18 protein-coding genes are annotated in these 22,852 nt (G+C 68.2%); 10 read left to right on the top strand and 8 right to left on the bottom strand.

Features of this window, described 5'->3' with window-relative positions; all coding sequences use genetic code 11:
• Window positions 1-10: 10 nt before the first annotated feature.
• The 3 genes from H5J26_RS03550 (at window position 11) to H5J26_RS03540 (ending at window position 4,250) form a co-directional block, all read left to right on the top strand.
• Complete coding sequence (locus tag H5J26_RS03550) at window positions 11-382, top strand: hypothetical protein (RefSeq protein WP_181764186.1); 372 nt, start codon at window positions 11-13, stop codon at window positions 380-382.
• A gap of 263 nt (window positions 383-645) precedes the next feature.
• Window positions 646-1,959, top strand: coding sequence for a replication initiator (locus H5J26_RS03545; RefSeq protein WP_235980375.1), 1,314 nt, complete (start codon window positions 646-648; stop codon window positions 1,957-1,959).
• Between the two features lie 221 nt (window positions 1,960-2,180).
• Window positions 2,181-4,250, top strand: coding sequence for a recombinase family protein (locus H5J26_RS03540; RefSeq protein WP_181764184.1), 2,070 nt, complete (start codon window positions 2,181-2,183; stop codon window positions 4,248-4,250).
• Window positions 4,251-4,348: 98 nt separating this feature from the next.
• On the opposite strand, the gene H5J26_RS03535 is transcribed toward H5J26_RS03540, so the two are convergent.
• Entirely contained in the window at window positions 4,349-4,573 is a 225-nt protein-coding gene (locus tag H5J26_RS03535) for a type A2 lantipeptide (RefSeq protein WP_181764183.1), read from the bottom strand.
• 304 nt (window positions 4,574-4,877) lie between these two features.
• Entirely contained in the window at window positions 4,878-5,858 is a 981-nt protein-coding gene (locus tag H5J26_RS03530; protein WP_181764182.1) for an endonuclease/exonuclease/phosphatase family protein, read from the bottom strand.
• A 131-nt stretch (window positions 5,859-5,989) separates the two neighbouring features.
• On the opposite strand from H5J26_RS03530, the gene metG reads away from it, so the two are divergent.
• The gene (metG, locus tag H5J26_RS03525) at window positions 5,990-7,597 is read left to right on the top strand and encodes a methionine--tRNA ligase (protein WP_181764181.1); all 1,608 of its coding nucleotides are present in this window, start codon (window positions 5,990-5,992) and stop codon (window positions 7,595-7,597) included.
• Between the two features lie 86 nt (window positions 7,598-7,683).
• Here metG and aspS read toward each other — a convergent pair whose 3' ends face one another.
• The gene (gene aspS, locus H5J26_RS03520; RefSeq protein WP_181764226.1) at window positions 7,684-9,447 is read right to left on the bottom strand and encodes an aspartate--tRNA ligase; all 1,764 of its coding nucleotides are present in this window, start codon (window positions 9,445-9,447) and stop codon (window positions 7,684-7,686) included.
• A gap of 138 nt (window positions 9,448-9,585) precedes the next feature.
• On the opposite strand from aspS, the gene H5J26_RS03515 reads away from it, so the two are divergent.
• A complete protein-coding gene (locus H5J26_RS03515; protein ID WP_235980374.1) occupies window positions 9,586-11,880 on the top strand; it encodes an ATP-binding SpoIIE family protein phosphatase in 2,295 nt (764 codons plus the stop codon).
• A 46-nt stretch (window positions 11,881-11,926) separates the two neighbouring features.
• Here H5J26_RS03515 and H5J26_RS03510 read toward each other — a convergent pair whose 3' ends face one another.
• On the bottom strand, window positions 11,927-12,457 hold the full coding sequence (locus H5J26_RS03510) for an SseB family protein (protein WP_181764180.1): 531 nt from the start codon (window positions 12,455-12,457) through the stop codon (window positions 11,927-11,929).
• 126 nt (window positions 12,458-12,583) lie between these two features.
• On the opposite strand from H5J26_RS03510, the gene H5J26_RS03505 reads away from it, so the two are divergent.
• The 3 genes from H5J26_RS03505 (at window position 12,584) to H5J26_RS03495 (ending at window position 16,190) form a co-directional block, all read left to right on the top strand.
• The gene (locus tag H5J26_RS03505; RefSeq protein WP_181764179.1) at window positions 12,584-14,425 is read left to right on the top strand and encodes an acyl-CoA dehydrogenase; all 1,842 of its coding nucleotides are present in this window, start codon (window positions 12,584-12,586) and stop codon (window positions 14,423-14,425) included.
• A gap of 101 nt (window positions 14,426-14,526) precedes the next feature.
• Window positions 14,527-15,852, top strand: coding sequence for a M18 family aminopeptidase (locus H5J26_RS03500; protein WP_181764178.1), 1,326 nt, complete (start codon window positions 14,527-14,529; stop codon window positions 15,850-15,852).
• A gap of 113 nt (window positions 15,853-15,965) precedes the next feature.
• Window positions 15,966-16,190: a hypothetical protein gene (locus tag H5J26_RS03495; protein ID WP_181764177.1), complete on the top strand. Its 225-nt coding sequence runs from the start codon at window positions 15,966-15,968 to the stop codon at window positions 16,188-16,190.
• A 109-nt stretch (window positions 16,191-16,299) separates the two neighbouring features.
• Here H5J26_RS03495 and H5J26_RS03490 read toward each other — a convergent pair whose 3' ends face one another.
• Window positions 16,300-18,240: an NHL domain-containing thioredoxin family protein gene (locus H5J26_RS03490; RefSeq protein WP_181764176.1), complete on the bottom strand. Its 1,941-nt coding sequence runs from the start codon at window positions 18,238-18,240 to the stop codon at window positions 16,300-16,302.
• A gap of 63 nt (window positions 18,241-18,303) precedes the next feature.
• On the opposite strand from H5J26_RS03490, the gene H5J26_RS03485 reads away from it, so the two are divergent.
• Together H5J26_RS03485 and H5J26_RS03480 are read left to right on the top strand one after the other, a co-directional pair.
• A complete protein-coding gene (locus H5J26_RS03485) occupies window positions 18,304-18,786 on the top strand; it encodes an LURP-one-related/scramblase family protein (RefSeq protein WP_181764175.1) in 483 nt (160 codons plus the stop codon).
• Window positions 18,787-19,028: 242 nt separating this feature from the next.
• Complete coding sequence (locus H5J26_RS03480) at window positions 19,029-19,859, top strand: maleylpyruvate isomerase family mycothiol-dependent enzyme (protein ID WP_181764174.1); 831 nt, start codon at window positions 19,029-19,031, stop codon at window positions 19,857-19,859.
• A gap of 109 nt (window positions 19,860-19,968) precedes the next feature.
• Here H5J26_RS03480 and H5J26_RS03475 read toward each other — a convergent pair whose 3' ends face one another.
• From H5J26_RS03475 to H5J26_RS03465, 3 genes are all read right to left on the bottom strand, one after another.
• Entirely contained in the window at window positions 19,969-21,276 is a 1,308-nt protein-coding gene (locus H5J26_RS03475) for an MFS transporter (protein WP_309237758.1), read from the bottom strand.
• Window positions 21,273-21,950 (bottom strand): GntR family transcriptional regulator, encoded by a 678-nt coding sequence (locus tag H5J26_RS03470; protein ID WP_181764173.1) that lies wholly within the window; start codon window positions 21,948-21,950, stop codon window positions 21,273-21,275. Before H5J26_RS03470 ends, H5J26_RS03475 begins: the two co-directional genes overlap by 4 nt.
• Before the next feature lie 152 nt (window positions 21,951-22,102).
• Window positions 22,103-22,852 (bottom strand): dihydrolipoamide acetyltransferase family protein (locus H5J26_RS03465; protein WP_181764172.1); only part of this gene is annotated, 750 nt, incomplete at its 5' end.

Here is a 22,852-nt window from a genome sequence, read left to right as displayed (position 1 = left end):
GAAGGACAACATGCGCTCGATATCGCGCACAGCGGCATCCCTCCTCGGCGGACTCGCTCTTGCCGGCGGAGGCGTGTTCTTCGTCGCCCCGACCGCACACGCCGCAACACCGGCAGGCGCGCCCGGACAGAGCAAGTGCAGCTACAACATCCCCAACGACCAGACCACCGTAGACACGACAGTTCACCTGCGTTCCCGTTCAAGTGCCAAGTCCACAAGCCTCGGTCTGATCAAGGGCGGCATCTACGTGGAAACCCACTGCGTCGACAAGACCCGGAAGTGGGTCAAGGTCACCGTGGATTCCGGCCCCAACGCCAACCGGGTCGGCTGGGTCAAGGAAAAGTACCTCTCCGGCCACACCTGCATTCCCGAATACTGCTGAACACGCACACCCACAATCCTTACCTACCCATACGAATCACTCGATACTAAAACCCTCCTCTAGATTATTCAGTTCACATCTTTCAACGTGCACCTTTCCTGATTCGAGAAAGAGACCACGAAATGTCAATTGCCCGTGAGGCAGCCTGCTCGGCTGCCAGTCGAGAAAGGGCACCCCCGTAAATGGAGGCTGCTTCGACGGCGCGGCGCTCCGTACTTCACAGTGCGGAGCGCTTGCGCTCTCTATCCGAGACAGAACACGACATGATCCGCCTCGCGAACACCGACGGATTCGGGCGCTGGCTGGAGCAGATGCACGCCGTTGGCGGCTGCGCGCATCCCATCTACCTTGCGGGCCACTCGATCGTGCGCGACGCACACAGCGGCGAAGTTCTGCGGCACTACACCACCCACAACGAGCCCCAGGGCGTGCTGGCGGTGCGCTGCCGAAACCGGCGCGAGACACAGTGCGCCCCCTGCTCCCGCCTGCACTCCGGCGACACCTTCCAACTCGTCCGCGCGGGCCTCGTCGGGGGCAAAGGCACACCAGGCCGAGTCACCGACCACCCCCGGCTGTTCGTCACCCTCACCGCACCCTCCTTCGGCCCCGTCCACCACACCACCCCCGACGGAAGCCGCTGCCACCCTCGACGGCACGGCGGAACCTGCGAGCACGGGCGGCCCCTGGGCTGCGGCCTGCGGCACGCAGAAACAGACACTGCTCTCGGACAGCCGCTCTGCGCGGCCTGCTACGACTACCCCGCGCACGTCCTGTGGCACGCCCATGCCGGTGCACTGTGGGACCGCACCACACGCACCATCCGGCGACACCTGGCCACTGCCGGGGGCCTCACGCAAACCGCGCTCGGCAGGCACCTGCGCGTGAGCTTCGCCAAGGTCGCTGAATACCAAAGACGCGGCGCAGTCCACTTCCATGCCGTCGTTCGTCTCGACGGCCCGGACGGCCCCGACACCAAACCGCCGGCATGGGCCACGGCGACCCTCCTGGACGAGGTAATCCGCGGTGCCGTTGCCGCTGTCAGCGTCCGCCTGCCCCACGTCTCCGGCGTCGGTGAACACCTCTTCCGCTGGGGCGCACAGCTCGACGCACACCCCATCAAAGACTCCGCACTCACCACCCCCGATGCCGTCGCCGCCTACATCGGGAAATACGTCTCCAAGAGCGTCACCGACACAGGCGGCACCGACCGGCCCGTGACCGCTCCCGGCCAGATCGACCGACGCAACGTCAACAGACACCTACGCACCCTCATGCACACCTGCTGGCGCCTCGGCGAACTGCCCGAACTCCAACACCTGAACCTGCACCGATGGACACACACCCTCGGCTTCCGAGGCCACATCCTCAGCAAGTCACGCCGCTACTCCACCACATACACCGCACTCAGAGCCGACCGAACCGCACATGCAAGAACCGACCCTCCACGCGGTGCGGAGACCGAGACCGAAGCCGCATGGCGATACGTGCGCTCGGGTCACACTCCTGCTGAAGCTGAAATCTCTGCGGGAATAGCCGTGGAGCGCGTCCGCAATATTGACAGGTACGGGGGTGGCTAGTCGTGACGCGAATATCAGTGGAATGGCGCACTGATCAAAGGATGCCACCGGAGGACAGGGCTCGCCTATTGAGGCTTCTCTTCGGTCCACGTGCGGGTAGTTCAGGGAAAAACACTGAACACCTGCGAAGCACCGAGGACGTGGGTTAGTGTGCTCAGCGACAAGACCCCGGCGACGGCGGCAACCGTCCCGGGGCGTGGCCGACTTACTAGGGAGTCGACGTGACGCATATAAGCATGCTCCAACAGTCTGCGGCAAGCGCTGCTGCGCAGGCCATCTCTAGCCGCCCCCTGCGTGCAGTGGAGTATCTGAGGGTTTCCACGAGAGAGCAGAAGCAGGGGTACGGAATCGCGAGTCAGCAAAAGAAGACATCGCGTCATATCGCTTCTCAGGGCTGGGAGCATGCCGGGTCCTACGCGGACGAGGGCTTTAGCGGCAGTCTGGAAATGCATGAACGCCCTTCCCTGATGCGGCTCATGCAGGATGCCCAAAAGAACCACTTTGACGTCGTCGTGGTCAAAGAAGGCCGCGCCATCGGCCGGACCGGCCGGGCCTTTTGGCGCTGGGTCTGGATGCTTGAAGACATGGGCATCTATGTGGCCATCGCCAGCACTGGAACCGACAACACGACCCCTGCGGGACAAAAGGAGATGCGTCGCCAAGCGGACTACGCGGAATCAGAATGGACAACGATTCGCGAACGTACGCAAGACGGCTTGCAAGAAAAAGCGGAGGAAGGCGGCTGGATCGGTGGCCCCCCACCATACGGCTACAAGATTGCCTTCCAGGGTCAAAAGAAGCTCTCCCGCCTCGTTATTGATGACGAGGAAGCAAAAATTCTGCGCCTTGCATGGACCAAAATCGTCAAGGACAGAATGAATACAAGGGAAGCCGCTGTCTGGCTGAACTCGCAAGGGCACTATACGCGAAGCGGCAAGCCATGGCGGCAATCGAACCTCCGAGCACGGATAACATCGGACGCGGTTATGCGTTCGGTGAGTGTGTTCAGGCACCCGGGCCGCATAACCCGGACGGGAAAGAGGTCGGCCAACACCCAGCTTCGCAAGGACGGCACACCCATCAATGGGGAAACGGTCAGCATCCCGCTCGATCCAATATTCACTCCGCCCGAACTTGCCGCATTGCAACAGGCACTGACACTGATCTCGCGTGGAAAGTATTCCACGCGGAACATCTATCCGCTGACCGGATTGATTGTAAATCCGTGCGGCGCGCACGCTGCGGGATTCGGGCGTACCAGCGGCAAGCAATACAGGTGGTATAGCTGCTCCGGAAAAACGGAGAAGTACGCCGGAGCTTCCGACAAGTGCCAGTGCCCGGTCTTGGATGCCGCCTCCATCGAACGTGTTGTCTGGGAAAAGGTCACTGACCTCTTGGGTAGCCCTGAGAAGCTAGAAGCGCTTGCTCAGGAATGGATTGACAACCACAAGGGCGCCACGCCGGACCATGACACACGAATTGAGGTGCTGTCCGAGCAAATCACCCGACAGGAAAGAGTGGTCTCCGCCGTCATGGGCGTCAGTGCCAAAGAAGCGGCACTGACAGGAAAAGACACAGCGGAGATCGAGGAAGCCGTAAGGGCTGCGGTTGCACCTCTTAACGAGGAACTGAACCAGATGCGCAGCCAGCACCGTGAAGCCGTGGAATGGCAGAAGGACTCAGCAGCAGCTGATGAGTTCGGGGACCGGCTACGGGCGCTTGCAAGCACGGCAATGCATCGACTGCACTCCTGCACACCAGAGGAACAGAGGGAATATCTACTCCTCCTCGATATCAAAGTGTTCGTCACCGGTGTACCAGTCGCCAAACGAAAGGGACGGCCGTGCACGTTGAGGGAGTGGTTCGTTAAGCAGCGCAAGGACGTTCCGGAGCCACTGAGTGACGAGGCGTGGGAACGGGTCTCGGCGCTCATGCCGCCGAAGAGCAAAGGCACCCCGTATCGAACGCTCATTGACGGCATGCTCCACAAAGTAAGGACAGGTGCTCGTTGGACCGAGCTGCCCGCCGTCTACGGGAACCCTCAGACCATCCACACGCGCTGTACTCAGTGGCTCAAAAGTGGGCTGTGGGCTCGTGTCATGGAAGGGCTGGAGGAAGAGTCCACGCAGCCCCTCCCGGAGCCTGAGACGGCCGTTCCTCCGCTCCACATCCAAGGCGGGATCGACCCTCGCCTCTTCGCCGTACATGAACTGTCAGATCCCAACACCGCAGGCAACGCGCTGGAGTTCAAGGCCTTCGCGCACGACGCCCAGGTCTTCGCCACGGACTGAGGCACCGGCACCGGGCCGGGCCACACGGCCCACCACAGGCGAGGGCCCCGGAACGCATGCGGCTCATGCCTTCCGGGGCCCTCGTAGCGAAGTGGGGGTCAGCCCAGGGTGAGGCCGCCCTCGACGCCGCCAAGACCGGCGCTCAGGCCGCCGCTGACGCCGCCCACACCGGGGACGCCGCCGCTCACGCTGGCGGAGACGCCGCTCTCGTCGGGGGTGACGTCGACGCTTGCGAGGCCCCCGGGGAGGGACGCGCCCACGCCGCCGGACACGTTGTCGAGTTCGGCGTCAGAGAGCTCGGCGGTCTCGATCCTGTTTCCCATGAAGCTTCCAATCAACGGGCGGGAACATTTGTCCGGTGGATCCGGAGGTCGAAGGATCAGAACATCCCGGTGGACCGGTCGGCTACGCGTCACACCCGTCTCCCTCATGACCCTCACGTGATCTTCGGATTCGTCACGGCACTGGGCCCGAGCCGTTCACAGCCGGGACAGGACCACGCACCCGGGTGCTGAAAACCCTTGCTGACCAGGGGTGTTGCTGACGTGACAGCAACGCGCGGGGATGCCGCCGGAGCGGCAGACGGGGACGGAATCCGGCACCGCGTGTGAAGGCCGGGTGACCGCGTCAGAGGACGACGCGGGCCCACAGCTGCTTGTGGTCGGACTGCTCCGAGAAGCTGACGTTGCCCCACTTGACCCGCACGGAGGGCGACACGAAGAGGTAGTCGATCTTGCCCTTGCCGTGGGTCTGTTCACCGGAACGGCAGTCCTCGTAGCGGTCCCGCGGCAGCCCCGACTCCCGGTGCTCGCGGCGAATCCGGTCGCCGCAGGGGCTGCCCGCCTCCTTGAAGGCGCCGCCGGCACCCTGCCCGTAGTCGCGGTGGTAGAAGCTGTCCAGGACGCCGGAGCCCGGGAGATCGTTGATGTCACCGCCGAGGACCACGGTGTATCCGGCGTACCGGGTCTTCAGGATCCGCGCGGCTTCCGCGGCCTCGCCGCGCCGGCTCGCCAGATAAGGGCCGTCGCTGGGGGTGAGGTGCGCCGAGCACGCCGCCAGCTTCCGCCGCTCGGAGCGTACGCAGATCATCTCGCGGTACTCGTCGCCCACCTCGGAGCCCAGCAGATGGCTACGCGCGGTGCTCTTCTCGAAGCCCAGGTCGTTGCGGAAGACGATCGTGTTGCCGAAGTCCGTGGGGTGGGCGCACCGCGCGGGGCTTCCCGGGTCCTTGGCGAGGTTGTCGACCGGCCCGAACACCACGGTGTAGTCGGGCAGTTGCTTCCGCAGCCGTTCGTTCCAGTCGCGGCACGTCTCCTGGAGCGTCAACAGCGCGGGTCTGCGGTCGTTCACAGCGGAGACGAGGTCGTCGGGCACCTCGTTGTGCTTCGTCCCGAACTCGGTGGTCCCGCCGGCCATGTTGAACTGACCGATGACGTACTCGCCCTCGGGAGAGTCGGACGCCGGAGCCAGCGCGGTGGCGATCAGCGCGCCCGCGGCGATCAGGACCGCGACGATCAGGGCACCGGAGACCCGAGCGGATACGCGGCGGATGACGCCCTCCCTGGTTCCGGTCCCCGGGGTGCGGGGTTCTGTTCTGTACGCGCGCAAGCATGCAGAGCCGGACGAGGAGCGTCAACGGTCCGCAGCCGCACCGCAGCCGCACCGCGACACAGCGCACGGACCGTCACTCAGAGTTATCAGGCGGAAACCGGCGTGCCCGGACCGTTAGGATTTCTGGCATGGCGGCCACTGGATCAGAGCAGGGATCGAAGGCGTACTACGTCACGACCCCCATTTACTACGTCAACGACGCTCCCCACCTGGGCCACGCCTATACGACCGTCGCAGGCGACGTCCTCACCCGCTGGCACCGCCAGCGCGGCGAGAAGGTGTGGTACCTCACCGGCACGGACGAGCACGGTCAGAAGATCATGCGCACCGCGGAGGCGAACGGGGTCTCCCCCCTCGAGTGGTGCGACAAGCTCGTCGAGGAGGCGTGGAAGCCCCTCTGGGAACACCTGGACATCAAGAACGACGACTTCATCCGCACAACGGAGAAGCGGCACACCGAACGCGTCCGCGAGTTCGTCCAGGATCTTTACGACAAGGGTGAGATCTACCAGGGCGGCTACGAGGGTCCGTACTGCGTGGGCTGCGAGGAGTACAAGACCTACGGCGAACTGCTGGAGGGCGAAGGGGAGTTCGCGGGGCAGAAGCTGTGCCCCATCCACCGTGCGCCGGTGGAGATGCTCCAGGAGGAGAACTACTTCTTCAAACTCTCCGAGTACGGCCCGAAGCTCCTCGAACACTACGAGCAGCACCCGGAGTTCATCCAGCCCGAGTCGGCGCGCAACGAGGTCGTGAACTTCGTCCGCCAGGGCCTGGAGGACCTGTCGATCTCCCGCTCGACGTTCGACTGGGGCGTGAAGGTGCCCTGGGACGACAAGCACGTCATCTACGTCTGGATCGACGCGCTGCTCAACTACGCCACGGCCGTGGGATACGGCTCGGACCAGGAGCGCTTCGAGCGGACCTTCCCCGCGGACGTGCACCTCGTGGGCAAGGACATCCTCCGCTTCCACGCGGTGATCTGGCCGGCGATGCTGATGGCCAACGGCCTGCCGCTGCCCGGCAAGATCGCGGCCAACGGCTGGCTGATGGTCGGCGGCGAGAAGATGTCCAAGTCGAATCTGACGGGCATCTCGCCTCAGCAGCTGACCGAGCACTTCGGCGTGGACGCGTACCGCTGGTACTTCCTCCGGGCCATCGCCTTCGGGCAGGACGGCTCCTTCTCCTGGGAGGACTTCAGCGCCCGCTACACGAGCGAGCTGGCCAACGACTACGGCAACCTCGCCTCCCGCGTCGCGGCCATGGTCGGCAAGTACTTCGGCGGCACGCTGCCGGAGGCGAAGGCCGCGGGCGAGGCCGAGCAGGCCGTCGTCGACGGGCTCGCGAAAGCGGTCGACGAAGCGGACCGGCGGATCGGCGAGGAGCTGGACTTCTCCGGCGGCATCGCGGCGGTCTTCGACTTCGTCAAGCAGGTCAACGGCTATCTGACCGAGCAGGCTCCCTGGAAGGTGGCCAAGGACGAATCCCCCGAGGCTCAGGCCCGGCTGGCGACGATCCTCTACACCGCCGCCGAGTCGCTGCGCGCGTGCGCGGTCCTGCTGAACCCGGTGATGCCGGAGACGTCGGGCAAGCTGTGGGACTCGCTGGGCGCCGAACCGCACCTGGGCCCGGTGTCCGAGCAGCGCGTGGGCGACGCCGCGCGCTGGGGCCAGCTCCCCGTGGGGGCCACGGTCACCAAGGGCGCGGTGCTCTTCCCGCGCCTGGAGGAGCAGAAGTAGGAAGCCGACGAGCACACATGAGTGAACCCCCGGGCAGCGCCCGGGGGTTCACTCATGTCACGGCGTGACGGCGCCTCGGCGCCGGATCACAGCTTGGGCTTGCGCACCTCGAGGTGCAGCTCCTTGAGGCGTGCAGCGTCCACCTCGCTGGGGGCGCCCATCATCAGGTCCTGCGCGTTGCCGTTGAGCGGGAACGCGATCGTCTCGCGGATGTTGGGCTCGTCCGCGAGGAGCATGACGATGCGGTCGATGCCCGGGGCGATGCCGCCGTGCGGCGGCGCACCGAAGCGGAACGCCCGGAGCATGCCGCCGAATTCACGCTCGACGTCCTCGTTGGAGTAGCCCGCGATCTCGAACGCCTTGAACATGATCTCGGGCTCGTGGTTACGGATGGCGCCCGAGGACAGCTCGACCCCGTTGCAGACGATGTCGTACTGCCACGCCAGGATGTCCAGCGGGTCCTGGGTCCGGAGCGCCTCCAGGCCCCCCTGCGGCATCGAGAAGGGGTTGTGGGAGAACTCGACCTGGCCGGTCTCCTCGTCCTTCTCGAACATCGGGAAGTCCACGATCCAGCAGAACCGGAAGACGCCCTCCTCGAAGTGGCCCGTCCGCTTGGCGGCCTCGACGCGGACCGCGCCCATGATCTTCGAGACCTCGTCGAACTCCCCCGCCCCGAAGAAGATCGCTGTCCCGGGCTCGGCCTTCAGGGCCGTCAGGAGCTGCGAGACGTCGCTCTCCTCGAGGAACTTGGCGATCGGCCCGGTGAGGGTGCGGTCCTCGCCGACGCGGACCCACGCCAGGCCCTTGGCCCCCTGCTCGACGGCGAAGTCGCCCATCTGGTCGAAGAACTTGCGCGGCTGGCCCGCGGTGTCCGGCACCGCGAGGGCGCGTACGTGCTTGCCGGCGAAAGCCTTGAACCCCGACCCCTTGAAGACGTCCGAGACGTCGACGAGTTCGAGCTGGGCCCTCAGGTCGGGCTTGTCGGAGCCGTACTTGAGCATCGCCTCGCGGAAGGGGATGCGGGGGAAGGGCGAGGTGCAGTCACGGCCGTCGCCGAGCTCCAGGAACAGGTCGGTCATCACCTTCTCGATGACCTCGAAGACGTCCTCCTGCTCGACGAAGCTCATCTCCATGTCGAGCTGGTAGAACTCGCCGGGCGAGCGGTCCGCGCGGGCGTCCTCGTCCCGGAAGCAGGGGGCGATCTGGAAGTACCTGTCGAAGCCCGCGATCATCAGCAGCTGCTTGAACTGCTGCGGTGCCTGCGGCAACGCGTAGAACTTCCCGGGGTGCAGCCGCGAGGGTACGAGGAAGTCGCGGGCGCCCTCGGGCGAGGTGGCCGAAAGGATCGGCGTCGCCAGCTCGTTGAAGCCCTGGGCGACCATCTTCTCGCGGATCTTCGCGATGACCTGCGAGCGCAGGATGATGTTCCGGTGCATGCGCTCGCGGCGCAGGTCGAGGAAGCGGTACTCGAGGCGCCTCTCCTCGTTGACCCCGTCCTCGGCGTTGATCGTGAAGGGGATCTGCTCGGCGCCGCCCAGCACCTCCACGTCGCCGACCTCGACCTCGATCTCGCCCGTGGGCAGCTCGGGGTTGACGTTGTCGGCACCGCGCGCGCTGACCTTGCCGTCGACGCGGACGACGGACTCCTTCGAGAGCGAGCTGAGGCGCTCGTGCACCTCTGCCTGCTCGGGCCGCACGACCAGCTGGACGATGCCGTGGTGGTCGCGCAGATCGATGAAGAGGATGCCGCCCAGATTCCGCCTGTTGTGCAGCCATCCGCTCAGCCGGACGTCTGTGCCGACGTCCGGAGCACGAAGCTCACCGCAGGTGTGGGAACGGTACCGATGCATCATTCATCCAGTCGTCGGATCGGCAGTCATCGGGGGCAGTCGCTTGGAGGTCGGCCCCCCTGAAGTTCGGCCCCTCAGACTACCGTCCTGGCTCAGCCCCACTCGCCCCGTATTCCAGAACCCACATAAAGTGGTGCAATGCGCACTGAGGACGTGCTGAAGGCCACCTGGACCGGCCTCTGGCGTTGGGACAGTGCGACCGGCGCATCCACCGTCGACCTCTTCACCGCTCACCTTCTGGGCGTCCCGATCCGGCGGACGGACCGCGGCTCGCTGCCCCTCTCCGTCGAGGGCCCGGGCTCCGACTCCGCGCAGGAATCCGCGCAGGAATCCGCCCGGCAAGGCCCCCCGGAGGCTCCTTCCGCTTCGGGCCCCGAGCCCGGTGCCGACCCCGGCACGGAGACCCTCACCCTCTCCGAGACCGTCGTACGCGCCCGCATCCAGGTCAGCGACTACGTGGACCTGATGGCCAACGCCACCCTCTCCCTGACCGAGTGGACCATGGTGGAGTCGGTGATGCGCGTCGTCGACGAGCACGGCTCCATGGTGCGGACCGTCCGCGTGCGGATGATGCCGACCGGGGAAGGCGAGAGCCTCGCCCTGATCGGCACGATCTCCGAGGTGCCGGAGCCCGCCTCCCCGCCCGCCGCCAGGCCCGTCACGCAGGTCCGGGACCAGCAGATCAGCCGCGAGGCCTTCATGCTGAACACGGGCCGGACGCTGGCCGAGGCGCGCACCACCGCCGACGTGCTGCGGGTGGCGGGATCGCTGGCCATGCCCGGCTTCACGCCCAGGGCGCTCGCGGTCTTCAACCTGGAGGGGGACCGGCTCACTCTGGTCGGCAGCCACGGTCAGAGACCGGTGCCGCACCATCTGCTGCCCTTCATCGAGATGTCCGTCGAGGCGGACCACCCGGCGGCCGCCGTCGTACGGACGGGGCGCGCCATCTACCTCCACGAGCCGGCCGACTACCGGCGCAGGTTCCCGGACGTCTGGCCGGAGGTCGAACGCGTCGGGAACCGGGCGTGGGCGTTCCTGCCGCTCTCCGTCTCCAACCGCACGCTGGGCACGTGGATGATCGCCTTCGCCGATCCGCTCGAGTTCACCGCGGACGAGCGGTCCATGCTGACGAACGTCGCCCGGATGCTCGCCCAGGCGATCGCCCGTACGTCCATGCACGAGACGGAACTCCAGCTGTCCGCGGGCCTTCAGCGGACGATGCGGCCGGCCACCAGGCCGGGCATCGCGGGGATGGCGCTGGCCGCGCGCTACGTGCCCTCCGGCGGTGGGCTGGAGGTGGGCGGCGACTGGTACGACGTGATCCCGCTGCCGTCGGGGCGCACGGCGCTGGTCATCGGCGACGTGCAGGGGCACGACGTGCGGGCCGCGGGCATCATGGCGCAGCTTCGCATCGCCCTTCGCGCCTACGCGGCTGAGGGGCACCGCCCGGACGCCGTCCTCGCCCGCACCTCCCGCTTCCTGGCCGGGATGGGGCGCCTGGAGCCGAGGGGCGAGAACGTGGCCGCCGAGGGGTTCGCCGGCGACAACCGCTTCGCCACCTGCCTCTACATGGAGGCCGACCCGGTCACAGGCACCCTCGACATCGCCCGCGCCGGCCACCCGGATCCGGCTCTGTGGCTGGCCGACGGGACCATGCTGATCCGCCCCACCGCGGGGGGTCTGCCGCTGGGCATCGAGCCCGGCACGGAGTACCCGACGACGCGGCTGGTGCTGGAGCCGGGCGAGACGCTTCTGGTCTGCACGGACGGGCTGATCGAGGCGGGCGGCCACACCATGGACTCGGGGTGGCGGCGCATCCGGAAGACCTCGGAGGAGCAGACCGAGGGTGCGCGTGCGCCGGAGGACCTGGAGCGGTTCGCGGACGCCCTGGTCCATCCCGGGCACATCCCGCTCTCGGGCGAGGAGGCGGGCCCCCTCACGGACCGGCGCGAGGACGACATGGCTCTCCTGCTGGTCGCCCTCGACCCGACCTTCGCCGCCGAACGGGCCGCCGCGGCCACCGGCGTCGCGCGGCGTACGACCCTGAGCGTCGCGCAGGCGGAGCCGGACCGGATCGGCGAGGCCCGGCACCAGCTTCAGGGGATGCTCTTCGACTGGGCCAACGAGGACCAGATCGACGCCGCGGTGCTGATGCTCTCGGAGATGCTGACGAACGTCCTCGTGCACACGGACGGCGACGCCCGGGTGGTGGCCGAGTGCAGCGGCACCCGCGGGGACCGCCTGCTGCGCGTCGAGGTCGGCGACACCAGCGACGCCCTGCCGCTCCGCCGTACACCGGGCGAGCTGGCCTCGTCCGGGCGCGGGCTGGTCATGATGGAGATGCTGGCGGGCGCCTGGGGCGTGGACCCGCGGGGCGAGGGCAAGTCCATCTGGTTCGAGATGCGCGAGGACGGCAACCCGAACTGGGCCTGAACGGCCTCGACGAGGCCTCAGCGGCCACTCAGCCGTACTCGGCGGCTCAGCCGTACATCCGGCGCATCGCGAAGTCGACCATCTCCTCGACGGCCTTCGCGTCGAAGACCACCCGGTGCTCGCCCTCCATGTCCAGCACGAAGCCGTACCCGGAGGGAAGCAGGTCGAGGACCTCGGCGCCCGTGATCACGAAGTACCGGGACTCCTTGCCCGCGTACCTGCGCAGCTCCTTGAGCGTGGTGAACATGGGGATGACCGGCTGCTGGGTGTTGTGCAGGGCGAGGAAGCCGGGCGTCTCACCGCGGGGGCAGTAGACCTTCGAGGTCGAGAAGATCGACTGGAAGTCCTCTGAGGTCAGAGTGCCGGTCGTGAAGGCGCGCACGGTCTCCCGGAGGGAGGGCGGCGCCTGCTCGGGGTAGAGCGGCTGCCCGTTTCCGGGTGGCGCCTGCTGCCCGTAGTGGGGAGGAGCCGACTGGTGAGCTGCGTACTGCTGGTGGCCAGGCTGCTGGTGGACGTGCTGCTGCCCGGCATGCGGGTAGCCGTGCCCCGCGGACGCGGTCTGGTCGTAGCCGTACATGGAAGAAAGAGTAACGAGTCACAGATGGGCGGTTAGGGCTTGCTTCTTATTACCGACGGGTAGCATCATCGTGTGTAGACACAGCTGACTACCTGTCCGTCTGCGAGACCACACGGAGCCGTTGCCATGGGGCACTACAAGTCGAATCTCCGCGACATCGAGTTCAACCTCTTCGAGGTGCTCGATCGCGACACGGTGTACGGCACCGGACCGTTCGCGGAGATGGATGTGGACACCGCGAAGAGCGTTCTGGCGGAGATCTCGCGTCTCGCCGAGAACGAGCTCGCCGAGTCCTACGAGGACAGCGACCGCAACCCGCCGGTGTTCGATCCCGAGACCAACACCGCGCCTGTTCCCGCGTCGTTCAAGAAGAGCTACCAGGCCTACATGGACGCCGAGTGGTGGCGTCTGGGCATCCCCGAGGAGATCGGCGGCACCACCGCGCCGCGCTCGCTCCTTTGGGGCTTCGCCGAGAGCATCCTGGGCGCCAACCCGGCCGTCTGGATGTACGCCTCGGGCCCGGCCTTCGCCGGCGTCATCCACGACGAGGGCACCGAAGAGCAGCTGAAGATCGCCAAGTTGATGGCGGACAAGCAGTGGGGCTCCACCATGGTGCTCACCGAGCCGGACGCCGGCTCGGACGTCGGCGCCGGCCGCACCAAGGCCGTGCAGCAGGACGACGGCACCTGGCACATCGACGGCGTGAAGCGCTTCATCACCTCCGGTGAGCACGACATGTCCGAGAACATCGTGCACTTCGTCCTCGCCCGCCCCGAGGGCCACGGCCCCGGCACGAAGGGCCTCTCGCTCTTCATCGTCCCCAAGTACGAGTTCGACTGGGACACCGGCGAGCTGGGCGAGCGCAACGGCGTCTACGCCACCAACGTCGAGCACAAGATGGGCCTGCGGGTCTCCAACACCTGCGAGATGACCTTCGGCGCCAACCGGCCCGCGAAGGGCTGGCTGCTGGGTGAGAAGCACGACGGCATCCGCCAGATGTTCAAGATCATCGAGTTCGCGCGGATGATGGTCGGCACGAAGGCCATCGCGACGCTCTCCACGGGCTACCTGAACGCACTCGAGTACGCCAAGGAGCGCGTACAGGGCGCCGACCTGGCCCAGTTCACCGACAAGAGCGCGCCGCGCGTCACCATCACGCACCACCCCGACGTGCGCCGCTCGCTGATGACGCAGAAGGCGTACGCGGAGGGCATGCGCGCGCTCGTCCTCTACACCGCTTCCGTCCAGGACGAGATCCTGGTCAAGGAGTTCCGCGGTGAGGACGCCTCCGCCGCCCAGCGCCTGAACGACCTGCTCCTGCCGATCGTGAAGGGCTACGGCTCGGAGAAGTCCTACGAGCAGCTCGCACAGTCGCTCCAGACCCTCGGCGGCTCCGGGTACCTGCAGGAGTACCCGATCGAGCAGTACATCCGGGACGCCAAGATCGACACCCTCTACGAGGGCACGACCGCGATCCAGGGTCAGGACTTCTTCTTCCGCAAGGTCGTCCGCGACCAGGGTCAGGCACTCACGACCCTGTCGGAGGAGATCAAGAAGTTCCTGGCCGAGGCGAAGGGCGGCGAGGAGCTGGCCGGTGCCCGCGAGGAGCTCTCCCGGGCGGCCGTGGACCTGGAGGCCATCGTCGGCGCCATGCTGACCGACCTCGCGGCCACCGAGAAGGACGTGAAGTCGATCTACAAGGTCGGCCTCAACACCACCCGCTTCCTGCTCGCCTCCGGCGACGTCGTCATCGGCTACCTGCTGCTGCGCGGCGCGACGGTCGCCGCGGAGAAGCTGAACGGCGCCTCCGGCAAGGCGTTGTCCGCCAAGGACACGGCGTTCTACCAGGGCAAGATCGCGGCCGCGAAGTTCTTCACCTCCACGGTGCTGCCTTCGCTCGCCGTGGAACGCGGACTGGCCGAGAACGTGGACGCGTCCGTGATGGAGCTGGACGAAGCGGCCTTCTGAGGCCCGGCCGCAACACCCAGAGATGATCCACCCATGCGGAACGTCCCTCTCCTCCCCCGTCGGGGAGAAGAGGGACGTTCCGCGTTCGTATGCTGAGCCTCATGACCCCTAGCTCCCAGCGCCCCGCGGACCAGCCAGGCAGGGCACACGCCGACAGCCTCATCGGCTTCCTCGCGGATTCGCCCACGCCGTACCACGCGGTGCGCAACGCCGCCGAGTTGCTGGAGAAGGCAGGCTTCCGCCAGCTGGCTGAGACGGACTCCTGGGACGCGGCGCACGCCCGGCAGGGCGGCGGCGGACAGGGCCACTACGTGCTGCGCGGCGGCGCGTTGATCGCCTGGTACGTGCCCGAGGGCGCCGGTCCGGAGACGCCGTACCGCATCGTCGGCGCCCACACCGACTCCCCCAATCTGCGGGTCAAGCCCACGCCCGACACGGGCCGCGGCGGCTGGCGCCAGATCGCCATGGAGATCTACGGCGGCACGCTGCTCAACACCTGGCTCGACCGGGACCTCGGTCTCGCCGGGCGGCTGACCCTGCGCGACGGCTCGACGCGGCTGGTGAACATCAGCCGCCCGCTGCTGCGCGTACCCCAGCTCGCCATCCACCTGGACCGCGAGGCCAACGACGGCCTCAAGCTGGACCGTCAACGCCACATGACCCCCGTGTGGGGGCTGGGCACCCCGGACGAGGGCGACCTGATGCGCTTCGTCGGCCAGGAGGCCGGCGTGCGCGCCGAGGAGATCACCGGCTGGGACCTGATGGCGCACAGCGTGGAGCCGCCCGCGTATCTGGGCCGGGACCAGGAGCTGTTGGCGGGGCCGCGCATGGACAACCTCCTCTCCGTCCACGCCGGGGCGGTCGCCCTCGCTTCGGCGGCCGGGCAGGACGGCCTCGGCTCGATCCCCGTGCTGGCGGCGTTCGACCACGAGGAGAACGGCAGCCAGTCGGACACCGGCGCGGACGGTCCGCTGCTCGGATCGGTGCTGGAGCGCTCGGTGTTCGCGCGCGGCGGCTCGTACGAGGACCGGGCACGGGCGTACGCGGGAAGCTACTGCCTCTCCTCCGACACGGGCCACGCGGTGCACCCCAACTACACCGAGCGGCACGACCCGGACCACCACCCGATGCCCAACGGCGGCCCGATCCTCAAGGTCAACGTCAACCAGCGCTACGCCACGGACGGTTCAGGACGTGCCGTGTTCGCCGCCGCCTGCGAGCGGGCCGGCGTGCCCTGGCAGTCCTTCGTGTCGAACAACGCGATGCCGTGCGGTACGACGATCGGCCCCATCACCGCGGCCCGCCACGGCATCTCCACGGTCGACATCGGTGTGGCGATCCTGTCCATGCACTCCGCGCGGGAGCTGTGCGGCGTGGAGGACCCGTACCTGCTCACCGAGAGCATGGGCGGCTTCTTCGCGGGCTGAACGGCCCCGCCGAACGGCCCTCCCGAAGGCCGCAGTTGATTGATGTTCACGACCACGGGTACCCGGCCCTGCGTAGGAGAGCAGGACAAACGCCAAACAGAGGCAGGGAATCCATGGGCATCGTCATCTGCATCGGCATGCTGGCCGTGGGGGCCATCCTCACGTTGGCCGTCGACGTGAACACCGACGTCGTCAACCTGGATGTGGTGGGTCTCGTCCTGATCGCGGCCGGGCTGATCGGCCTCTCCGTCTACGTGAGCATCTTCAAGCGCCGCAAGACGCAGCCGCCGCACCCGGCGGCGCCGGTGGTCGTCGAGGAGGAGCGCCACCAGTGGTGACCTCCGGCCGGACGGCACGCACCGGCCCGGCCGGTGTGAACCGGTAGCGAGAAACCCCGAGCCGGCCACGGCCTGCGGCGTCCCCGGACGCCGCAGGCCGTTCGTGCGTTCAGGCCTGCGACGCGTCGGTGCCGGCCGCGCTGCCGTCGTCCATGCCCGCGAGTACCAACGCGAGGCGGGCCGTGCCCGAATCCGTGACCCTCACCGGCACGCCCCAGTCCTGCTGGTGCACGTGGCACGCCGGGAACTCGTTCGACTCCCCGGCCGCGCCCGGTTCGTCGCACGACGCCGCCATCGCCGACACGTGCAGCACGCCCTCACTCACCCCGCCGGCGAGCCGCAGGGTGCGGCCGAGGTCCGTGCCCCCTCCCGCGCCGTCCGCCAGCAGTTCCGGAGGCGTCGAGCTGACCAGCAGCCGTGTCGGGGGCCCGTAGCGGTCGTCGAGCTTCTGGCCCTTGGGCGCCTGGAAGACGACGTCCAACAGCAGCTCGCCCGGGGCCACTTCGGTCGCCGACCGCTGCGTGCGGTGCGCGACGGGCTCCACCCGTACCGCCTCCTCCGGCAGCCGCAGCCGGGTCAGCCGGTGCCGGGCCGACTCCACGACCACGATCGCGGGTCCCGCCCCGTCGGCGTCGTCCACGAGCACCGCGTCGGAGGGCTCGCGCAAGTCCGTTGCGAGGGTGGTCACTTCGTCGGTCTGCGGGTCGTAGCAGCGCAGCGCGTGGTTGTAGGTGTCGCTGACGGCGACCCTCCCTCCGGGGAGCGCGGTGACGCCCAACGGGTGCTGGAGCAGGGCCTCTCCGGCCTTCCCGTCGCGGTGCCCGAAGTCGAAGAGGCCCGTGCCCACAGCTGTGCGTACGACGAGCTCCCCGGCTCCGCCGGACTCCTCGCCGGCCCTCTCGATCCAGCGGACCGCGCTGGTCTCCGAGTCGGCGATCCACAGCCGCTGTCCGTCGTCCGAGGCCGACAGGCCCGACGGCTGCGCGAACCACGCCTGCGCGACGGGCCCGTCCACCAGACCCTCGTTCGTCGTCCCCGCCTCGACCCGCACCGTGCCGTGCGGGGCGCCGTCCTCGGGCGGCTCGTACGTCCACAGCTGGTGCACCCCGGCCATCGCGATCCACAGCCGCCCGTCGAACCACTCGACGTCCCAGGGCGAGGAGAGGGAGACCTCCCGCGCGGGGCCCTCTGACGCGGCGCCCTGCCACCACTGCGCTCCGGTCCCGGCCAGCGTGACGACCTCGCCGCTGACGGGGTCGAACCCGCGCAGCGCGTGATTGACGGTGTCCGCCACGACGACCGTCCCCGTGCCGGGAAGCAGGGCGAGACCCTGCGGCTCGCTGAACCGCGCCTGCTCGGAAGCCCCGTCCGTCAGCCCGCGCTCACCGGTGCCCACGCGGCGCAGGACCGTCTCGCCGTCCGGGGCCAGCTCGACCAGCTGGTGCCGGGTGGTGTCCGAGACGAGGAAGTTGCCTCCCCCGGAGCCTGCGCCCCCACCGGGCAGCCGCAGGGCCTTCCCCGGGAAGCGCAGATCGGTGGGGACGGGCTCCGGGGGCACGTACGGGGCGTCTCCGCGCCGCAGCGTGCCCTTCCGCGCGTGCTCGCGCTCCAACTCCTCCACGAGCGTCGCGATGGCGTGACCGTGCCCCTCACCCGCGTGCTGAGCGACGACGTACCCCTCGGGGTCCACGACGACGAGAGTGGGCCAGGCACGTACCGCGTACTGCTTCCAGGTCGCCAGCTGCGGATCGTCCAGCACCGGGTGCTCGACCTGATAGCGCTCGACGGCGTCCACGACGGCACGGTGCTCCGCCTCGTGCGCGAACTTCGGCGAGTGCACACCGACGATCACCAGGGTGTCGCGGTGCCGCTCCTCCAGCTCACGCAGCTCGTCGAGCACGTGCAGGCAGTTGACACAGCAGAAGGTCCAAAAATCCAGCAGGACGATCCGCCCTCGCAGGTCGGCGAGGGCGAGGTCTGTTCCACCGGTGTTCAGCCAGCCGCCCTCGCCGATCAGCTCGGGGGCCCGCACGCGCGCATTTCCAGCCATGTTCAGCACCAACAGCCGAGGCCCGGGTGAGCATTCCTCCGCCGACTGGGAAGACGTGTCCGCATGAGGTATCTCGTGCGGGAACGGATCTTCGGCATCGGCGACGACTTCTGGATCGACGACGAACACGGTCGGCACGCCTTCCTCGTGGACGGCAAGGCCCTGCGGGTCCGGCAGACCTTCCAGCTCAAGGACGTGCAGGGCGAGGTCGTCGCCGTCATCCGCCGGAAGATGATCAGCTTCTGGCAGACGATCGAGGTGGAGCGCGGAGGGCAGCCGCTCGTGACCGTGCGCAAGAAGCGGTTCACGCCGCTGCGCAACCGGTTCCGGGCGCGGCTGGCAGACGGCGGGACGCTGTCGGTGCACGGGAACGTGCTCGACAAGGAGTACGACATCGAGCACGGCGGCAGGCGCACCGCGCGCATCTCGCGCAAGTGGTTCCGGGTGCGGGACACCTACGCCGTGGACATCGAACAGCCGGACGCGGACGTGCCGTTGCTGCTCTCGGTGGCGGTGTGCATCGATGCGCTGACGGGTGACGACTGACATACGCGCACCGGTCGCGGACGTACGGACGAGGGCACTCGCACACGGGGCGAATCGGGACGTTTGCCGGGTTCATCCGCATCCGACTCGAACAGCCGCGCACCGTACCACCGGCGATGCTTTGGAGCGGGTCGAATGGGCCTAGCATCGTCACCCGAAAGCACTGCCGGGGTGCCCTCGCGCAGCGTAACTTGAGAGCACCGCACCCAGACCGCGAACGTCCGTACCGCCCGAGGGGTCTCGTGACCGACCACCCAAGCCTTCAGCCATACGTCGACGCCTGGACCGAATCCATCGAAGCCATATCCGAGCTGGTGAGGCCCCTCGTCGAGGGGGAGTGGAACCGGCGGAGCGCCTGCCCCGGCTGGTCGGTCAGGGACGTCGTCTCGCACATCATCGGCATGGAATGCGAGCTCCTGGGCGACCCGCGGCCGATCCACACCCTGCCCCGCGACCTCTACCACGTCGTCGACGAGCCGAGCCGTCACATGGAGATCCAGGTCGACGTGCGGCGGCACCACACCGGCCCGGAGATGACGGGCGAGCTGGAGTACACGATCATCCGGCGCTCGCGGCAGTTGCGGAACGAGAAGCGCCAGCCGGACGCCGAGGTGCGGGACATCATGCCGGGCGGTTCGAAGGTCACGCTCGAACACCAGCTGCGGATGCGGGCGTTCGACGTCTGGGTGCACGAGCAGGATCTCCGCCGGGCGCTGGGCAAGCCGGGGAACCTCGACTCGGCGGGGGCGTACGTCGCGCGCGATCTGATGGTCCTGGGGCTGCCGAAGGTCGTCGCCAAGAAGGCGGGTGCCCGCCCCCACACCGCGGTCGTCTTCGACGTCAGCGGCCCGCTCGAGTTCATGCGCACGGTCCGGGTCGACGCGGACGGCAGGGGCACCGTCGACGGCAGCCCGTCCCTGGGCCCCGCGGTCACCCTGTCCCTGGACTGGGAGACGTACGTGCGGCTCGCAGCCGGGCGCGTGCGGCCCGAGGCCGTCTCGGACCAGGTGAAGGTCGAGGGCGACGCGAAGCTGGCCAAGAAGATCCTGGAGTCCTTCACCGTCACCCCGTGACGCGGCGCCCGAGCCACCCGTCACGGGGTGGCCTCGGGCCGCCCCGTGACGGCTCAGCCGGTGGCCTGCCCCGCGTCGCGGCGCCCTCACGGGGCGCGCCGGCGGCGCGTCACACCGGTACGTGCACCGCCTCCACGCGGCTTGCCACCACTCGCTCACGCTCGCGGCGGTGCGCGCGCGGGCGCAGCCGCAGGATCTGCAGAACGCCCACCGCCTCCAGCACGAAGATGCAGACGAAGGCGATCCTGAAGCTGCCCCCGGTCGCGTCGAGCAGCACTCCGACCGCCAGCAGGGTCGTCATCGAGGCCGTGAAGCCGCCCATGTTGACGATCCCCGCTGCCGTCCCCTGGCGCTCGGGCGGGTTGGCGGGACGGGCGAAGTCGAAGCCGATCATGGACGCCGGCCCGCAGGCGCCGAGCACCGAGCACAGCAGCACCAGCAGCCACATCGGCGCCTGGCCCTGCCAGAGCAGAACCGTGGCCCACACGCCGGCTGTGACCGCCACCGTGCCGAGCGCCAGCGGCGCGCGAGCGGCGTGGTGCCTGGCTATGACCTGCCCGTAGACCATGCCCACGGCCATGTTCGACAGCACGACGAGCGTGAGCAGTTCACCCGCGGTCGAACGGCTCAGACCCTGCCCCTGGACGAGGAAGGGCATCCCCCACAGCAGCAGGAAGACCATCCCGGGGAACTGGGTGGTGAAGTGCACCCACATCCCCAGCCGGGTGCCCGGCTCACGCCAGGCCCGCTGGATCTGATGGCGTACGTAGGTGCGCCCCATGTGCGGCGAGGTACCGACCTCGAAGCCCTCGGGGTGGTCCTTGAGGAAGATCACGACCAGCACGAGGATCAGCACGCCGCCCAGCGCACTGCCCGCGAACGTCGGAGTCCAGCCGAAGGTGCCCAGCACGCGGGCCAGCACCAGCGTGGTCACCAGGTTGCCCGCCATGCCGATGAGACCGGCGACCTGGGCGATGATCGGGCCGCGCTTGGCCGGGAACCAGCGCGAACCCAGCCTCAGCACGCTGATGAACGTCATGGCGTCGCCGCAGCCCAGCAACGCGCGGGAGGCCAGGGCGGCGACGTAGGAGTCCGAGAAGGCGAAGCCGAACTGGCCGGCGGTGAAGAGCACCACGCCCAGCGTCAGCACCTTCTTCGTGCCCAGCCTGTCGACCAGCAGCCCGACCGGTATCTGCATGCCCGCGTAGACGAGCAGTTGGAGGATGGAGAAGGTCGACAGGGCCGAGGCGTTGATGTCGAAGCGCTCGGTCGCGTCGAGAGCGGCCACCCCGAGGCTCGTGCGGTAGGTGATGGCGACGAAGTAGACGGTGACGCCCAGACCCCAGACCGCGGCGGCTCGTGCACCGCCGGGCGGATCGCTGTGGATCGGGGCGCTCGCTGAGGGAGCTGCGTTCACCGCACTTCACCGTGGACCAGGTCCCGCACCCACGTGACATGGCGGCGTACGGCTGCGGCTGCCGCGTCGGCGTCGCCGGCCCGCACCGTCTCCATGATCTCGGCGTGCTCGGCGATGCTCTTGGCGATCCTGTCGGGCTGTGCGTGCATCATCGCGACGCCCATCCGCAGCTGCCTGTCCCGGAGTTGGTCGTAGAGCCGGGTGAGGATCTCGTTGCCGGTGCTCCTGACGATCTCCGCGTGGAAGCAGCGGTCGCTGACCGCGAACGCCGTCAGGTCCCCGGCGTCGGCGTGCGCCCGCTGCTCGGCCAGCAGCTCCTCCAGGCGTGCGATCAGCCCTGCCCGTACGGGATCTGAGGACTTGCGCACCGCGTGCTGCTCGACCAGGAGCCGCGTCTCCACGACGTCCGTGATCTCCTGCGCCGACACGGGCAGGACGAGCGCGCCCTTCTTCGGGTAGAGCTTGATCAGCCCTTCGACCTCGAGACGGAGCAGCGCTTCCCGCACCGGCGTACGCGAGACGCCGACGGCCTCCGCGAGTTCGCCCTCGGTGAGCAGCATCCCGCCTTCGTAACGGCGGTCCAGCACAGCCTGCTTGACGTGCGTGTAGACCCGCTCGGCGGCCGGCGGCTGCCGGAGTGGAGTGGTTGTTGCGAGGTCGGTGGAAACGGACATGTGCACAGCTTAGATACAACAAAGATGCGTGTGCTGTGCTGTCCGCGATACGGACGAGTCACCCCCGCAGACGCGAACCGGGCACCTCCGCTGAGGAGGTGCCCGGCTGCGTACGCGCTCGACCGGCTGCCCGACGGGGCAGCCGGGTCAGATCACGTCCAGGTCATCAGACGCTTCGGCTGCTCCAGCACCGCCGCGATGTCCGCCAGCAGCCTCGAGCCCAACTCCCCGTCCACCAGGCGGTGGTCGAAGGAGAGCGCAAGAGTCGTGACGTCACGCGGCTTGACCTTGCCCTTGTGCACCCACGGCTGCTGCCGCACCTGCCCGAAGGCGAGGATCGCGGATTCACCGGGGTTGAGGATGGGCGTACCGGTGTCGACGCCGAAGACGCCGACGTTGGTGATCGTCACCGTGCCGCCCTGCATCGCTGCCGGGCTGCTCCTGCCCTCGCGGGCGGTGGCCACCAACTCGCCGAGTGATGCGGCGAGTTCGGGCAGGGTCTTGGCCTGGGCGTCCTTGATGTTCGGGACGATCAGGCCGCGCGGCGTCGCCGCCGCGATGCCCAGGTTGACGTAGTGCTTCTGGACGATCTCCTGATTCGCCTCGTCCCAGGCGGCGTTGGCCTCCGGGTGACGTCGCAGCGCGACCAGGAACGCCTTGGCGACCAGCAGCAGCGGGTTGACGCGCAGCCCCTGCATGTCCGGGTCCTGCTTCAGCTCCCGTACGAGCCTCATGGTCCGCGTCACGTCGACGGTCACGAACTCCGTGACGTGCGGCGCCGTGAAGGCACTGTTCACCATGGCCTGCGCGGTGGCCTTGCGGACACCGCGCACCGGGATCCTGGTCTCGCGTGCTCCCGCGACGCCGGTCGTCACGAGAACCGCAGTCTGACTCCGATTCTC

Source organism: Streptomyces albidus (ex Kaewkla and Franco 2022) (assembly GCF_013870515.1).
GTDB classification, from domain to species: domain Bacteria; phylum Actinomycetota; class Actinomycetes; order Streptomycetales; family Streptomycetaceae; genus Streptomyces; species Streptomyces albidus.
This window is presented reverse-complemented; position numbering and strand designations above follow the sequence as displayed.

Excerpts from the sequence above, each read along its gene's own strand:
- H5J26_RS03470 (WP_181764173.1), bottom strand. The coding sequence starts at position 21,950 with ATGTCCGTTTCCACCGACCTCGCAACAACCACTCCACTCCGGCAGCCG.
- H5J26_RS03500 (WP_181764178.1), top strand. The coding sequence starts at position 14,527 with ATGACCCCTAGCTCCCAGCGCCCCGCGGACCAGCCAGGCAGGGCACAC.
- H5J26_RS03550 (WP_181764186.1), top strand. The coding sequence starts at position 11 with ATGCGCTCGATATCGCGCACAGCGGCATCCCTCCTCGGCGGACTCGCT.
- metG (WP_181764181.1), top strand. The coding sequence starts at position 5,990 with ATGGCGGCCACTGGATCAGAGCAGGGATCGAAGGCGTACTACGTCACG.
- H5J26_RS03510 (WP_181764180.1), bottom strand. The coding sequence starts at position 12,457 with ATGTACGGCTACGACCAGACCGCGTCCGCGGGGCACGGCTACCCGCAT.
- H5J26_RS03490 (WP_181764176.1), bottom strand. The coding sequence starts at position 18,240 with ATGGCTGGAAATGCGCGCGTGCGGGCCCCCGAGCTGATCGGCGAGGGC.
- H5J26_RS03485 (WP_181764175.1), top strand. The coding sequence starts at position 18,304 with ATGAGGTATCTCGTGCGGGAACGGATCTTCGGCATCGGCGACGACTTC.
- aspS (WP_181764226.1), bottom strand. The coding sequence starts at position 9,447 with ATGCATCGGTACCGTTCCCACACCTGCGGTGAGCTTCGTGCTCCGGAC.
- H5J26_RS03505 (WP_181764179.1), top strand. The coding sequence starts at position 12,584 with ATGGGGCACTACAAGTCGAATCTCCGCGACATCGAGTTCAACCTCTTC.
- H5J26_RS03545 (WP_235980375.1), top strand. The coding sequence starts at position 646 with ATGATCCGCCTCGCGAACACCGACGGATTCGGGCGCTGGCTGGAGCAG.
- H5J26_RS03535 (WP_181764183.1), bottom strand. The coding sequence starts at position 4,573 with ATGGGAAACAGGATCGAGACCGCCGAGCTCTCTGACGCCGAACTCGAC.
- H5J26_RS03515 (WP_235980374.1), top strand. The coding sequence starts at position 9,586 with ATGCGCACTGAGGACGTGCTGAAGGCCACCTGGACCGGCCTCTGGCGT.
- H5J26_RS03495 (WP_181764177.1), top strand. The coding sequence starts at position 15,966 with ATGGGCATCGTCATCTGCATCGGCATGCTGGCCGTGGGGGCCATCCTC.